We start from the raw sequence: 15227 nt of genomic DNA, 5'->3' as shown, positions 1-15227 counted from the left end.
CTGGGTCTGTCTGCGCAGGCAGAAGACAAAATGCGCGCAGATGCCCAGTGTTTAACGATTTTGCAGGTTCAAGTCCTCAACCACCTTCGGCGTGATGAATACCAGCAGTTCGGTGCGGTTGTTCTTGTCCACCTTGCTGCGGAACAGCGCGCCCAGGAAGGGGATATCACCCAGCAGCGGTACCTTGTTGATCGTGGTATCCAGTGTTTGCTGGTAAATACCGCCAATCACCACGGTGCCGCCGTTTTCCACCATCACCTGGGTTTTCACCACCTTGGTGTCGATGGCCGGGGTGCTGTTGACAAACAGGGTGCTGCTGACGCTGTCCTTGTTGATCTGGATTTCCATCAGCACACGGTTATCCGGCGTGATTTGCGGCGTGACTTTCAGGCTGAGGTTGGCCTTTTTGAACGACACGGATGTCGCACCGCTGGAGCTGGCTTCCTGATACGGAATTTCCGTACCCTGTTCGATACTGGCTTCAACCCGGTCGGCGGTCATGATGCGCGGACTGGCCAGAATCTTGCCCTTGTCGGCGGTTTCCATGGCATCCAGTTCCAGGCCGATGGCTGCACGGGAGCCGGCACCAAATACGGCACCGATGGAGTTATAGGTACCGGACAGGCCTAGATTCACTCCGGAGCTCAGTGGAATCGATCCGGTAGATGTGCCTTTGGCGATATTGAAGCTGGTGGTGGCATCACTCAGTGTGCCACCAATACTGGTACCGCCACTGCTACGTGCCACGTTGAGCTTGACCCCCAGGCTCTTGCTCCAGTCATCGGTGGCTTCGACGATGCGTGCCTCGATCAGCACCTGCTTCACTGGAATGTCGGTCTTGGTGACCAGATCGCGGATCTTGTCGATGACGGTTTGGGTGTCATTGATGATCAGGGTATTGGTTTTCGGGTCGATCAGCGCACTGCCACGTGAGGAGAGTAACCCGTTATTGGCGGTATTGTTGGCACCGCTGGTGGTACTGCTGCCATCCAGAATCTTCTTGAAGTCTTCCGCCGAGCGGTAGCGCAGCACAAAGGTTTCCGAGCGTACCGGTTCCAGTGCGTTCAGTTGCTGCTTGCCTTCCAGAATCTGCTTGTCACGGCTGAGCAGTTCTTCACGCGGGGCAATATTGATGATGTTGCCATTGCGGCGTTGATCCAGGCCCTTGGTTTGCAGAATCAGGTCCAGCGCCTGATCCCACGGCACGTCTTTCAGGCGCAGCGTGATGTTGCCGGTGACCGAGTCGCTGGTGACGATATTCAGCCCGGTGAATTCAGCAATCACCTGCAGCACGGTGCGTACTTCGATGTTCTGGAAGTTGAGCGACAGCTTGTCGCCCTTGTATTGCGGCTTGCTGTTCAGCTCATTCTTGCTGGCACTTTCCACCACGGCCTTGCGTACTTCCACCACCAGCTTGCGCTCGGTCTGGTAGGAGGAGAATTCCCAGTCACCCTGCGGCTGCACCACGATTCGGCTGTTACGGCCCTGATTGCTGGCAATCACCTTGTCTACCGGGGTGGCAAAGTCGCTGACATCCATGCGCTTTTCCAGCGAGCGTGGCAGGTTGGCATCCATCACGTCCAGCACCAGGTTCTTGCCTTCACGGCGCACATCAACCGGTGTGCTGTCGGAAGGCAGCATGATTTCCACGCGCCCTTCGCCACTACGGCCACGCCGGAAATCCAGGCCCAGCGGGGTGCTGGCCACCGCAGCCTGGGCACTGGCCTGGTTGGCGGCAGAAGCTAGGTTGGACGGCTGCTCCTGCGAGGTGGCGGCCTGCTGTGGCGAGGTCATGCTGTTGTTGATGCGTACCAGCAGTTTGTTGCCGGCGATGCTGGTGCTGTAGGACACGTTATGCGCCAGGTTCAGCACCAGGCGGGAGCGGCCATTGGCTTCCACCGCCACGGCAGATTTGACGATGGGGTTGCCCAGTTCGACAACGTTTTTCGGCAGCTTGACCTGGGTGCCGGCAAAGTCGAAGGCAACGCGGGCCGGATTGGCGATGGCGAAGCTGTTAGGTTTGATGGCCGGGCCATCAAAGGTCACTTGCAGCAACTGGGTATCGCCATCGCTCTGGGCTACGTCGATCGCGGTGATGGAGGCTGCATGGGCAATGGAAAATGCAATGGACAGACCCAGCCCCGACAACAGTTTGATTGAATGCTTTTTCATTATTTCTGCCCTTGTTCATCCAGGTACATGCTGGTTTCGCGCTGTACCCATTCTCCGTTCAGATCTTCCACGGTCTCGGAAAGTACTAGTTCGGTATCGCTGATGCGTTTGATCTGGCCGAAATTGGGGCCGATGAAATTACCCGGCTGCACACGGTAGATGCTGCTTTCCGGCGTGCGGATCAAGGCGTAGGTGATATTGTTGCGCTTGAGCAGCCCAACCATCTTCAGCTTGTCCAGATCGTAGTTTTCCAGCAGCTCACGCGGGCGCTTGAAGTCGGGCGCATTGGCTGCGTTCTGCTTCTTGGCCATCTGCAGTTTGACCGGATTGAAAGGGTCGGGAATGTCGAAGGCATTGTAGGTGAACGGCTGGTAGGCCTGGGCCTGTGGCAGCGGATCAATCTGCCCGCGCAGTCCCTGGCTGGCCTGTTGCATCCAGGCATGCAGGTCTTCGGTATTGCTGCTGCCGCAGGCAGTGAGCAGCAGCGGACACAGCAAGGTGGCGAGAGTTTTTTTCAGCATGGCGTCACGCTCACTTCTTGGGCGGCTGTGGTGCCGCAGCAATGCGCTCTTCCGGCTCCAGCGCGCGATAAGTCTTGGCCGTGGCTTCCATGGTCATGCGGGCAGCATCCTTGCCCTGGCCTGGTGTCAGGCTGATATCGCCGATGGTGACAATGCGGGAGAGCTGTGCCACATCGCTGACAAAGGCTGCCAGATCGTTGTAGTTGCCTGTCAGCCGGATGGCGATCGGGACTTCTGCCATTTCGGCGGTTTTTATTTCGCCATTGGGGCGGAACAGTTCAAATTGCAGACCGCGACCGATGCCGGCCTGGTTGATTTCAGTCAGCAGGGCATCCATGTCCGAGCGGGTAGGCAGTTGCTTGAGCAGGGCGCCAAAGGATAGTTGGATTTCCTTTAGCTGCTGCTGCAGTGCTTCGAGGTTGATGGCTTGGCGCTTCTTGTCGATGAAGGTTTGCTTGAGCTGCTCTTCTTGCTTGTGTGCCGCATCCAGCTTGTCCATCTGGTCGCTCAGGACAAAGAAATAGCCCAGAAACAGGAATACTGCGGCCATGAACACCAGTACCACCAACTGAGCGGGCAAGGGCCAGTTGGGCATGTCCTTGGGGTCAAGATTGCGAAACTCGTCTAGGGTCATGGTTTGGCTCCCTGCGGTGCGACCTGGCCATGGGGTGCGCTGGCGGCGGCTGCAGGCTGTCGGAACGTACTGGTAAGGCTGAATTCGCTCACGCGCTGGTTATTGATCAGGGCGGCTTTCACTTCCACCAACTGTGGCTCGTTGAAGACCGAGGACTGTGCCAGCGTCCGCATGTAGTTGGAGACACGCGCACCGGACAGGCCGTAGCCGGAGAAGCTGAAGGTGTTGCCACTTTGCTTGAATGCCTTCAGGTAAATGCCATCCGGCGTCTGGCGGACCAGTTGGTCGAAGATGTGTACTGCATCGTTACGGCCTTGTTGCAGGCGTTCTACCAGTTGCTTGCGTGCCAGCAGGTCGTCGCGCTGCTTCTTCAGCATGCCGATATCCTTGATTTGCTGGTCAAGCTTGCTGATCTCTGCCTGGAGAAACTGATTGCGCTCTTCTTGGCTTGACGCGCGTGCATCCAGAATGAAATAGCTCAGGCCGATGACCAGCAAGGCCGCGCCAATGGCACTGCCAAGCAATAACTGGAAGCGCAGGCGGTGAGCAGCTTTTTTCTGCTCGCGATGGGGCAGGAGGTTGATGCGAATCATCAGTCGAACCTCCGCATGGCAAGTCCGCAGGCAATCAGCAGTGCCGGCGCATCCAGCAGCAGCTCCTTCAGGCGGATGGAGCTGGACTGCACCATGGCAGTAAACGGGTTGGCAATCATGGTGCTGATCTGGGTGCGGGAGGCAACGGCATCATCCAGGCCGGCCAGCATGCTGCAACCGCCACCCAGCAGGATGTAATCCACGCGCAGGTATTGCGATACGCTGACGGTGGTATAGAAGAACTGCAGCGCGCGCTGGATTTCCTGTGCCAGCGAATCGACAAAAGGATGCAGCAATTCGGATTCGTAACCATCCGGCATTGCCATGCTGCGCTTGCCGTTTTCTGCTTCATCAAAGCTGATGCCGTAGCGGCGCTGGATGTCGCGGGTCAGTTGCAGGCCGCCGAACATCTGTTCGCGGTAGTAGATTTGCTGGCCGTTACGGATGACATTACAGTGGATTTTGCTGGCACCGATGTCAAACAGGGCAAAAGTCTGGTTCATGCCATGATCCGGCAATTGCTGCTGGATCTGCTCGAAGGCCGTCATCATGGCAAAGGACTCGACATCCACCAGTTGGGCGCGCAGACCGGCCATTTCCACTACGGCCACGCGTTCTTCCACTTTTTCCTTGCGTGCGGCGCACAGCAGGACTTCCAGATCATCCAGGCTGGTGCTGGATGGCCCCAGTACCTGATAGTCCAGGTTCACTTCGTCCAGTGGAAAGGGAATGATCTGGTCCGCTTCGGATTCGATCATGCCTTCCATGTCTTCCGACTGGCTGACCGGGACCAGCAATTTCTTGTAGATGGCCATTGCAGTGGGAATGGCGATGGCAACATTCTTGATCGGACTGCCAAGACGTTTCCATGCTTTGCGCAAGGATTCGGCAATACCTTCGATATCAACCAGATTGCCTTCGGAAACGGCCTCCTTGGGCAGGCTTTCGATGACGTAACGCTCAATCTGGTAATTCTTGCCAGATCTGGACAGCTCCACTAGCTTGATAGAAGTGGTGCTGATATCCAGACCAAGCAGTGGAACATTCCTGGATTTCCCCAATCCAAGCTGATCCAGCCAGTCCGTCCCGAACCGTAGTTTGTCGGATAGCATCAGTTAAGGCCCCGAATAGGTCTAGTGCGACAGTTTTTGCACCGTCGCGGTCAATGTTTGTCTTGCTTGTTCCCACAAGACGTTATAATCCGCTTTCTTCCGAAAGCCTATTTGTAATTATGTTCAAACGACTTCTTGCGATTCTGGCCGGCTTGGTCATTGGTGGGGCCGTACTGGCAGCCGGCGCGGCAGCCATTGCCATCATCATAACCTACCCGCGTTTGCCAAGTCTTGATGTGCTGACGGATTACCGTCCGAAAATTCCACTGCGCGTCTACTCGGCAGATGGCCAGTTGCTGGGTGAGTTTGGCGAAGAACGCCGCTCCTTTGCCCGCATCCACGAAGTCCCGCAACTGATGAAGCAGGCCTTGCTGGCTGCCGAGGACGAACGATTCTACCAGCACAGCGGGGTGGATTACGTTGGCGTCATGCGTGCCGCCGTGGGCAACCTGGTGTCAGGTCATGCCCGTTCCGGTGCCAGTACCATCACCATGCAGGTGGCGAAGAATTTCTTCCTTTCCAGTGAAAAGACTTTCACGCGTAAGTTTAATGAAGCTTTGCTGGCTTTCAAAATCGAACATACGCTTTCCAAGGATCAAATTCTCGAGCTTTACTTCAACCAGATCTATCTGGGCCAGCGCGCCTATGGTTTTTCTGCCGCCGCGCAAGCCTATTTCGGCAAGCCCATCACCGACTTGAGCGTGGCAGAAATGGCCATGCTGGCCGGCCTGCCCAAGGCACCTTCGGCCTACAACCCCATCGTCAATCCGGAGCGTGCCCACCTGCGTCAGCAGTATGTATTGCGCCGCATGCGTGAGCTTAATTTCATCACTCAGGACCAGTACGACGCCGCGGTGAAAGAGCCGCTGCATCTGGCCAGCGCTAGCGTAGACAGCAACCAGCCGGCGCTGTATGTGGCGGAAATGGTGCGCCAGGCCATGTACGAACGCTACAAGGATGCCGCCTATACCGAGGGCTACAAGGTCTACACCACACTGGACAGCCATCACCAGCAATGGGCGTACGATGCGCTGCGTGCCGGCCTGATCGATTTTGACCGCAAGCAGGGTTATCGTGCGCCGGAAAGCTATATCGACCTGGCCTCGGCGGAAGGCGAGGATCAGACCGAAGTGCTGGACGATGCACTGTCTGAAATTCGCGACAGTGGCGATATGCAGGCTGCCATTGTGCTGTCTGCCAGCCAGTCCGAAGTGCGTGCCTATCTGCGTGGTGGCAAGGTGGCGGTCATCAAGGGGCCGGGCCTGGAGTTTGCCCGCCGTGCGCTGAACCCGAGGCTGGCTGCCGATAAGCAGATTCGCCGCGGTGCCGTCATTCGTGTGCGTGCCAATGACAAGGGCTACTGGGAAATCGTGCAGATGCCGGATGTGGAAGGGGCATTTGTGTCGATGGACCCGCGCACCGGTGCCATCAAGTCGCTGGTGGGGGGCTTTGACTTCAACCGGCGCAGCTTCAACCATGTGACCCAGGCCTGGCGTCAGCCCGGCTCCACCTTCAAGCCCTTCATCTATTCCTCGGGCATCGAACGTGGCATCACGCCATCCACCATGTTTAACGATGCCCCGCTGACGGTGCCGGGAGCCCCCGGCTCACCCAGCTGGGAGCCGAAGAACGATGATGGCAAGTTTGCTGGTCTGATCAGCCTGCGTCGTGCGCTGACCCAGTCGAAGAACCTGGTTTCGGTACGCCTGCTGATGGCTGTGGGTACCGATTATGCCCAGCAGTACATCCAGCGCTTCGGTTTCTCGCCCAAGCAGCATCCGGCCTACCTGACCATGGCGCTGGGGGCCGGGGCGGCCACACCGCTGCAGATGGCCGAGGGGTACTCGGTGTTCTCTAATGGCGGCTACCGCATCAAGGGTTACTTTATTGACCGCATCGAGGACCAGTCTGGTCACGTGCTGGCCAAGACCCAGCCGGCAGTGGCAGGACAGAACGCCACCCAGGCGATTGATCCGCGCAATGCCTTCATCATGACTTCCATGCTCAAGGACGTGGTGCGCTACGGTACGGCAGCCAAGGCGATGAGCCTGGGCCGCATGGACCTAGCCGGCAAGACCGGTACCACCAGCGACTGGAAGGACGCCTGGTTTGTCGGCTTCAATCCCAATCTAGTGGCAGCCACCTGGGTGGGTTACGACCAGCCGCGTTCGCTGGGCCGTTACGGTTACGGCGGTACCGCCGCGCTGCCGGTATGGATGAACTACATGGCCAATGCGCTCAAGGGCGTGCCGGAGGTGGAACTGCCAGTGCCTGCCGGCATCGTGGTGAAACCGGGTGCGGGTCAGCGCGGTGGTGACGAGTACTACTATGAAGAGTTCCAGAAAACCAATCCGGAACTGAAGATTGACAACCATGGCACTATCCCAGGCAGCAATGCCTCGGATGCCGCTGCCGAAGACCCTGCCACCAAGGACCCGAATGCCCCGGCAGCCAAGGATGCGGTGGAGAACGTCAAAGAGCTGTTGTTCTGATCTGCGGTTGTCGTGGCCGTTGTTGAAGCCCACCCTGGCCAGGGTGGGCTTTTTCATATTCCAACCGCCGCTCTTGCCGGTGTTTGCCGCGGTTAACATCTATAAACAGCTTGCGCATAGGCAATGCGGGTGCGATTCCTTATTATCACAGCCTGTCTGCAGCTTGCATCAGGCTGCCTGCCCCAACCATGCTGATGACCCAAGACGGCCCTTTTCCGGAATACCACTATGTCCGCTTCTCCTGCCACACCCAAGGCTACCCTGCGCAATGTCTCCCTGTTACTGCTGATGCTGGCAGCGGCAGGCTGGTGGTGGAGCAGCCACCGCACGGCGGCCAGTGATGCAACTGGTGCCAGGCGTGGCGGCGGACCGGTGGCAGTGGCGGTGGCCACGGTGACGCAGCAGGATGCGCCCTTGCAACTAAGTGCCTTGGGTACGGTGACGGCCACCAACACGGTGACGGTACACAGCCGGGTGGATGGCCAGTTGATGGCCCTGCATTTTGACGAAGGCCAACTGGTGCAAAAAGGCCAATTGCTGGCTGAACTGGACCCGCGCCCCTTCCAGGCTGCGCTGACCCAGGCCGAAGGCCAACTGATGCGCGACCAGGCATTGCTGCAAAACGCCCGGCTGGACCTCGCCCGTTACCAGCAGTTGCTGGCGCAGAACTCCATTGCCAAGCAGCAGGTGGATACCCAGCAGGCGCTGGTGGCCCAGTATCAGGGCACGGTGAAGCTGGACCAGGGCGCGGTGGCCACCGCCCGTCTGCAACTGGATTACAGCCGCATCACCGCGCCCCTGTCCGGCCGGGTTGGTCTGCGTCAGGTCGACCTGGGCAATATCGTGCACTCCAGCGACAGCAACGGCGTGGTGGTGATTACCCAGACCCAACCCATCAATGTGCTGTTTGCGGTGCCGGAAACCAGCCTCAGCCAGGTGCTGGCCGCGGCCCGCACGGCCAAGGGCAAGCTGCAGGTGGAAGCCTGGGACCGTGACAACCGCCACAAGCTGGCCGATGGCGAGCTGCTGGCCATCGACAATCAGCTAAGCACCACCACCGGCACGGTGAACCTGAAGGCGCGCTTTGCCAATGCCGATGCCGCCTTGTTCCCCAATCAATTTGTCAATGTACACCTGCAACTGGGCGACCAGCCCAATGCAATCGTAGTCCCCAGCGTGGCCTTGCAGCAGGGCAAGGTGGGCAGCTATGTCTACACGGTGAATCCGGACCAGACCGTCAGCATCAACAAGGTGAAAGCCGGTGCGGTGTCCGGTGACAACACCATTATCGAAGAGGGTGTGAAAGCCGGTCAGAAAGTGGTGGTGGATGGCCTGGACAAGCTGCGCGAAGGTGCGCAGATCAAGGTGATAGACCGTGCCACGCAAAGCGCGGTGGAGGGAAGCAGCAAGGGCAGGGGCAAACCGCATGCGGCCAGTGGTGGCTGGGGCGGCCAGCGCCAACATGCCTCGGCAGCCAACTAAGCGCGGGATGATGGCATGAATCCTTCACGTCCCTTTATCCTGCGGCCGGTGGCCACCACCTTGCTGATGCTGGCCATCCTGCTTACCGGCCTGGTGGCCTGGAAGCTGCTGCCGGTATCGGCCCTGCCCGAGGTGGACTACCCCACCATCCAGGTGGTGACCCAATACCCCGGTGCCAGCCCGGAAGTGATCACCTCGTCCATTACCGCGCCACTGGAGCGTCAGTTCGGCCAGATGCCGGGGCTGACCCAGATGTCGTCCACCAGTTCCGGTGGTGCATCGGTGATTACCCTGCAGTTCAGCCTGGAATTGACGCTGGATGTGGCCGAACAGGAAGTGCAGGCCGCCATCAATGCGGCGGGTAATCTGTTGCCCAGCGACCTGCCCAATCCGCCGATCTACAGCAAGGTGAACCCGGCGGACACCCCGATTCTCACCATCGCGGTCAGCTCGGACACCCTGCCGCTGACCAAGCTGGAAGACCTGGTGGACACCCGGCTGGCGCAAAAGCTGTCGCAAGTGCCGGGCGTGGGTCTGGTCAGCCTCAGTGGCGGTCAGCGGCCTGCGGTGCGCATCCAGAGCAATCCCAAGGCACTGGCAGCGCGCGGCCTGACGCTGGAGGATATCCGCACCGCCATCAGCAATGCCAATGTGAACCAGGCCAAGGGCAGTTTTGATGGCCCGCAGCAAGCCTCCACCGTGGATGGCAACGACCAGCTCAAGTCGGCCGAGGAATACCAGAATGTCATCATCGCCTACCAGAACGGCGCAGCAGTGCGCTTGCGTGATGTGGCCAAGGTCGTTGATGCGGCAGAAAACATGCGGCTGGCCGCCTGGGCTGGTACGACGCCGTCCATCATCCTGAATGTGCAGCGTCAGCCGGGGGCCAATGTCATCCAGGTGACTGACCGCATCAAGGCCTTGCTGCCGCAACTGCAGTCCACCTTGCCCGGTGCGGTGGATGTGAAGGTGCTGAGCGACCGCACTGTCACCATCCGTGCCTCGGTGGAGGATGTCGAGTTTGAACTGATGCTGGCCATCGGCCTGGTGGTGATGGTGATTTTCGTGTTCCTGCGCAATGTGCCGGCCACCATCATTCCCGCCGTGGCGGTGCCGCTGTCGCTGGTGGGGACCTTTGGCGTGATGTACCTCACCGGCTTTTCCATCAACAACCTCACCCTGATGGCGCTGACCATTGCCACCGGCTTTGTGGTGGACGATGCCATCGTGATGATCGAGAACATTGCCCGCTACATCGAGGAAGGCGAAAAACCGATGGCGGCGGCGCTGAAGGGCTCGCAGCAGATTGGCTTTACCATCATCTCGCTCACTTTCTCGCTGATTGCGGTGCTGATTCCGCTGCTGTTCATGGGCGATGTGGTGGGGCGGCTGTTCCGTGAGTTTGCCATCACGCTGGCGGTGTCCATCCTGATTTCCGCCTTCATTTCGCTCACCCTGACGCCGATGATGTGTGCGCGCCTGCTCAAGCATGTGCCGGAAGAAAAACAGGGCCGTTTCTACCATGCCAGCGGGGCCTTCTTCGACCGCATCATTGCCCGTTACGGCCAAATGCTTGGGTGGGTGCTGGAGCGGCAAAAGCTCACCCTGCTGGTGGCGTTTGGCACCTTGCTGCTGACCGTGCTGCTGTATGTGGCGGTGCCCAAGGGCTTTTTCCCCTTGCAGGACACCGGTGCCATCATGGGCAGCAGCGAGGCGGCGCAGAGTATTTCTTTCAGCGCCATGGCGCAGAAGCAGGAACAACTGGCTCAGGCCTTGCTGAAAGACCCGGCGGTGGACAGCCTGTCGTCCTTCATCGGGGTGGATGGCAATAATGCCTCGCTCAACAGCGGCCGCCTGCAAATCAACCTCAAGCCCAAGGGCGAGCGTGATGACATCCGCACCGTGCTGGCACGGCTGCAGCAAAGTGCCGCCAGCGTGCCGGGCATGTCGCTGTATTTGCAGCCGGTGCAGGATTTGTCCATCGACACCCGTGTCAGCCGCACCCAGTACCAGTTCACCCTGCAGGCCACCAATCCGGACGAGCTGTCGCAATGGGTGCCCAAGCTGGTACACAAGCTGAGTCAATTGCCGCAACTGGCGGATGTGGCCAGCGACTTGCAGGACAAGGGCCTGCAAGCTTACGTGAACATCAACCGTGATACCGCCGCCCGGCTGGGTGTTACCACGGCGGCCATCGACAATGCGCTGTACGACGCCTTTGGCCAGCGGCTGATTTCCACCATCTTCACCCAGACCAACCAGTACCGCGTGGTGCTGGAAGTGGACGGGCAGAACCAGCAAGGCCCGCTGTCGCTCAAGGGCATCTACGTGCCCACCGCCAGTGGCGGCCCGGTGCCGCTGGATACGGTGGCCAGCATCGAGCAGCGCCCGACCGCGCTCACCATCAACCATCTGGGGCAATTCCCCACCACCACCATCTCGTTCAACCTGGCCAAGGGCGCGGCGCTGGGGCCGGCGGTGGAGGCCATCCGGCAGGCTGAGGCCGAGCTGGGCATGCCGGCCAGCCTGGATACCAAATTCCAGGGCGCGGCACTGGCTTTCCAGGCTTCGCTCAGCAACACGCTATGGCTGATCCTGGCGGCCATCATCACCATGTATATCGTGCTGGGGGTGTTGTACGAGAGCTATATTCATCCCATTACCATCTTGTCGACGCTACCCTCGGCCGGTATTGGTGCCCTGCTGGCCTTGCTGGTGTCCGGCAACGACCTGTCGGTGATTGCCATCATCGGCATCATCCTGCTGATCGGCATCGTCAAGAAAAACGCCATCATGATGATCGACTTTGCGCTGGAGGCCGAGCGCGAGCAGGGCATGAGCCCGCGCGATGCCATCTACCAGGCCTGTCTGCTGCGCTTCCGTCCCATCCTGATGACCACCATGGCGGCGCTGCTGGGCGCGCTGCCGCTGATGCTGGGCAGTGGCATGGGCTCCGAATTGCGCTCGCCGCTGGGCGTCACCATGGTGGGCGGGCTGCTGGTCAGCCAGGTGCTGACGCTGTTTACCACCCCGGTGATTTACCTGGCCTTCGACCGGCTGGCACGACGCTGGCGGCGTCCTGACCATGCCGCTGACGATGACCAGGCAGAGGCCGAGGCATGATTCCGTCCGCGCCCTTCATCCGGCGGCCCATTGCCACCACGCTGCTGACACTGGCCATCCTGCTGGCGGGCTTTCTGGCCTTCAAGCTGCTGCCGGTGTCGCCCTTGCCGCAGGTGGATTTCCCCACTATCTCGGTCAGTGCCAAGCTGCCCGGTGCCAGCCCGGAAACCATGGCGTCCACCGTGGCCACCCCGCTGGAGCGGGCGCTGGGGCGCATTGCCGGGGTGACCGAAATCACCTCGTCCAGCTCGCTGGCGTCCACCCGCATTACCTTGCAGTTTGATCTCAACCGCGACATCAACGGTGCCGCACGCGATGTGCAGGCCGCCATCAATGCCGCGCGTTCCTTGCTGCCCACCGGTATGCCGTCCAACCCGACCTACCGCAAGGTGAACCCGGCCGACGCGCCCATCATGATCATCGGCCTGACCTCGGACTCGCTCACCCGCGGCCAGATGTACGATGCCGCCGACTCCATCCTCGGCCAGAAGCTGGCGCAGGTGGAGGGCATTGGCGATGTGAATATCGGTGGCGGCGCACAGCCGGCAGTGCGGGTGGAAATGAACCCGCTACAGCTGAACCATTACGGTATCGGCATGGAAACGGTGCGCGCCGCCATCACCAGCACCAATGCCAACCGGCCCAAGGGCTTTGTCGAGGACGGCCAGCGTCACTGGCAGGTACAGGCCAATGACCAGGCCGGCAAGGCCAGCGACTACCTGCCGCTGGTGGTGAGCTACAAGAACGGCGCGGCAGTGCGCCTGTCCGACGTGGCCGAGGTAAAGGATTCGGTACTGGATGTGCGCAATGCCGGTTTGCTGGGCAAGCAACCGGCGGTGATGATCATCCTGTTCCGCCAGCCGGGTGCCAACATCATCGAAACGGTGGAGCGGGTGAAGGCCTTGCTGCCGCAGTTGCAGGCGTCCATTCCCGCCGCCATCAAGATGCAGGTGGTGATGGACCGCACCTCCACCATCCGCGCCTCGCTGTCCGAGGTGGAGCGCTCACTGCTGATTTCCATCGCGCTGGTCATCCTGGTGGTCTTCCTGTTCTTGCGTAATGGCCGCGCCACCGCCATTCCCGCCATCACCGTGCCGGTATCGCTGGTGGGCACTTTTGCCGTGATGTATCTGTGCGGCTTTTCGCTCAACAACCTCAGCCTGATGGCGCTGACCATTGCCACCGGTTTTGTGGTGGACGACACCATCGTGGTGCTGGAAAACATTGCCCGCCACATCGAAAACGGCATGAAGCCTTTCCAGGCCGCGCTGCAGGGCGCGCGTGAAGTGGGCTTCACCGTGCTGTCGATGAGCATTTCGCTGATCGCGGTGTTCATTCCCATCCTGATGATGGGCGGCATCATCGGCCGCCTGTTCCGCGAATTTGCCGTCACGCTGTCGGTGGCCATTCTGGTGTCGCTGCTGGTGTCGCTCACCACCACGCCCATGCTGTGTGCGCGCTGGCTGAAAAGCCATGGCGAACACCAGCCGGGCCGCCTGTTTGTCTGGAGCGAGCGCATGTTCGACGCCATGCTGGCCGGCTATCGCCGCAGCCTTGGCTGGGCGCTGCGCCACGGCCCGCTGATGATGCTGATGCTGGCGGCCACCATTGCGCTGAATGTCTACCTGTACGTGATTGTGCCCAAGGGCTTTTTCCCGCAGCAGGACACCGGCCGTCTCACCGGCATGATCAAGGCCGACCAGAGCATTTCCTTCCAGGCCATGCAGCAAAAGCTGCAACACTTTATCGACGCGGTAGGGCAGGACCCGGCAGTGGACAAGGTGATCGGCTTTACCGGCGGCGGCCAGCGCAACACTGCCAATATGTTTGTCAGCCTCAAGCCGCTGGGCGAGCGCACGGAAACGGCTGATCAGGTGATTGCCCGCCTGCGCAAGCGGCTGGCGCGCGAGCCGGGGGCGCAGTTGTTTTTGCAATCGGTGCAGGACATCCGCGTGGGCGGACGGTCGGCCAATGCCCAGTACCAGTACACCCTGCAAGGGGATGACCTGGAAGAACTGCGCCGCTGGACGCCCAGGGTGCAGCAGGCGCTGCAAAAACTGCCGATGCTGGCCGATGTCAGCAGCGATCAGGAAATCAAGGGCCTGCAAACCACGCTCACCTTCGACCGTGATGCCATGGCGCGCCTCGGCCTGACCCAGTCGCAAGTGGATGCCGTGCTGAACGACGCCTTCGGCCAGCGCCAGGTGTCCACCATCTACAACCCGCTCAACCAGTACCATGTGGTGCTGGAAGTGGCACCCCAGTACTGGCAGAGCGCCGAAGGCCTGCGCAGCATCTATCTGCAAACCACCTCCGGCCAGCCGATTCCGCTGTCTGCCTTTGCCCGCTGGCAGCCCACCAATACCGCGCTGGCGGTGAACCACCAGAGCCAGTTTGCCGCCACCACCGTGTCCTTCAACCTGCCGCCGGGCAGTTCGCTGTCCGACGCCACCGCAGCCATTGACAAGGCGACCGCGGACATCGGCCTGCCCGCCTCGATACACGGCAGCTTCCAGGGTACGGCCAAGTCCTTCCAGGATTCGCTGGGCAGCCAGCCGGTGTTGATTCTGGCTGCCATGGTGGCGGTGTATATCGTGCTGGGCATGCTGTATGAAAGCGTGGTGCATCCGCTCACCATCCTGTCCACGCTGCCGTCGGCCGGGGTAGGGGCCTTGCTGGCACTGCTGGCCACCGGTGGCGAATTCAACATCATTGCGCTGATCGGCGTGTTGCTGCTGATCGGCATCGTCAAGAAAAACGCCATCATGATGATCGACTTTGCCCTCAGCGCCGAACGCGAGCAGGGCCTCAGTTCGCACGATGCCATTCTGCAAGCCTGCCTGCTGCGCTTCCGTCCCATCATGATGACCACGCTGGCCGCCCTGTTTGGCGCATTGCCGCTGGCACTGGGGCATGGCGACGGTGCCGAGATGCGCACCCCGCTGGGCATCTCCATTGTCGGTGGCCTGCTGCTCAGCCAGTTGCTGACGCTGTACACCACGCCGGTGGTTTACCTGTATCTGGACCGCTTCCGCCTGTGGTGCCAGCAATGGCGTGACAACTGGCGCAGCCGGGCTGCCGCCGCACACAAGGAATGA

At 60.3% G+C, this 15227-nt stretch carries 9 protein-coding genes; 4 read left to right on the top strand and 5 right to left on the bottom strand.

Translation table 11 applies throughout. From position 1 onward, the window contains the following. Positions 1–51 precede the first annotated feature (51 nt). Genes pilQ through DLM_RS17765 form a run of 5 tightly spaced genes read right to left on the bottom strand, consistent with a single transcriptional unit; the run spans position 52 to position 4918 of the window. Positions 52–2172: a type IV pilus secretin PilQ gene (gene pilQ, locus DLM_RS17785; RefSeq protein ID WP_089083581.1), complete on the bottom strand. Its 2121-nt coding sequence runs from the start codon at positions 2170–2172 to the stop codon at positions 52–54. After that, positions 2172–2693 (bottom strand): pilus assembly protein PilP, encoded by a 522-nt coding sequence (locus tag DLM_RS17780; RefSeq protein ID WP_089083580.1) that lies wholly within the window; start codon positions 2691–2693, stop codon positions 2172–2174. Before DLM_RS17780 ends, pilQ begins: the two co-directional genes overlap by 1 nt. A 10-nt stretch (positions 2694–2703) precedes the next feature. After that, positions 2704–3327, bottom strand: coding sequence for a type 4a pilus biogenesis protein PilO (locus DLM_RS17775; RefSeq protein WP_089083579.1), 624 nt, complete (start codon positions 3325–3327; stop codon positions 2704–2706). After that, the gene (locus DLM_RS17770; RefSeq protein ID WP_089083578.1) at positions 3324–3920 is read right to left on the bottom strand and encodes a PilN domain-containing protein; all 597 of its coding nucleotides are present in this window, start codon (positions 3918–3920) and stop codon (positions 3324–3326) included. The genes DLM_RS17775 and DLM_RS17770 overlap by 4 nt, the downstream gene beginning before the upstream one ends. Beyond that, on the bottom strand, positions 3920–4918 hold the full coding sequence (locus tag DLM_RS17765; RefSeq protein WP_231959887.1) for a pilus assembly protein PilM: 999 nt from the start codon (positions 4916–4918) through the stop codon (positions 3920–3922). The genes DLM_RS17770 and DLM_RS17765 overlap by 1 nt, the downstream gene beginning before the upstream one ends. Positions 4919–5151: 233 nt before the next feature. On the opposite strand from DLM_RS17765, the gene DLM_RS17760 reads away from it, so the two are divergent. The 4 genes from DLM_RS17760 to DLM_RS17745 all read left to right on the top strand — a co-directional run bounded on the left by DLM_RS17760 (position 5152) and on the right by DLM_RS17745 (position 15227). Next, positions 5152–7524, top strand: a complete 2373-nt coding sequence (locus DLM_RS17760) for a penicillin-binding protein 1A (RefSeq protein WP_089083576.1) — start codon at positions 5152–5154, stop codon at positions 7522–7524. A 228-nt stretch (positions 7525–7752) separates the two neighbouring features. Beyond that, complete coding sequence (locus DLM_RS17755; protein ID WP_089083575.1) at positions 7753–9006, top strand: MdtA/MuxA family multidrug efflux RND transporter periplasmic adaptor subunit; 1254 nt, start codon at positions 7753–7755, stop codon at positions 9004–9006. 15 nt (positions 9007–9021) lie between these two features. Beyond that, the gene (locus DLM_RS17750; protein WP_089083574.1) at positions 9022–12129 is read left to right on the top strand and encodes an MdtB/MuxB family multidrug efflux RND transporter permease subunit; all 3108 of its coding nucleotides are present in this window, start codon (positions 9022–9024) and stop codon (positions 12127–12129) included. Continuing rightward, complete coding sequence (locus DLM_RS17745; RefSeq protein ID WP_089083573.1) at positions 12126–15227, top strand: multidrug efflux RND transporter permease subunit; 3102 nt, start codon at positions 12126–12128, stop codon at positions 15225–15227. Before DLM_RS17750 ends, DLM_RS17745 begins: the two co-directional genes overlap by 4 nt.

The sequence above is a fragment of the Aquitalea magnusonii genome (genome assembly GCF_002217795.2).
Classification (GTDB): Bacteria; Pseudomonadota; Gammaproteobacteria; order Burkholderiales; family Chromobacteriaceae; genus Aquitalea; species Aquitalea magnusonii_B.
Note: the sequence above shows the minus strand (reverse complement) of the source record. Positions and strands in the feature narration are given on the sequence as shown.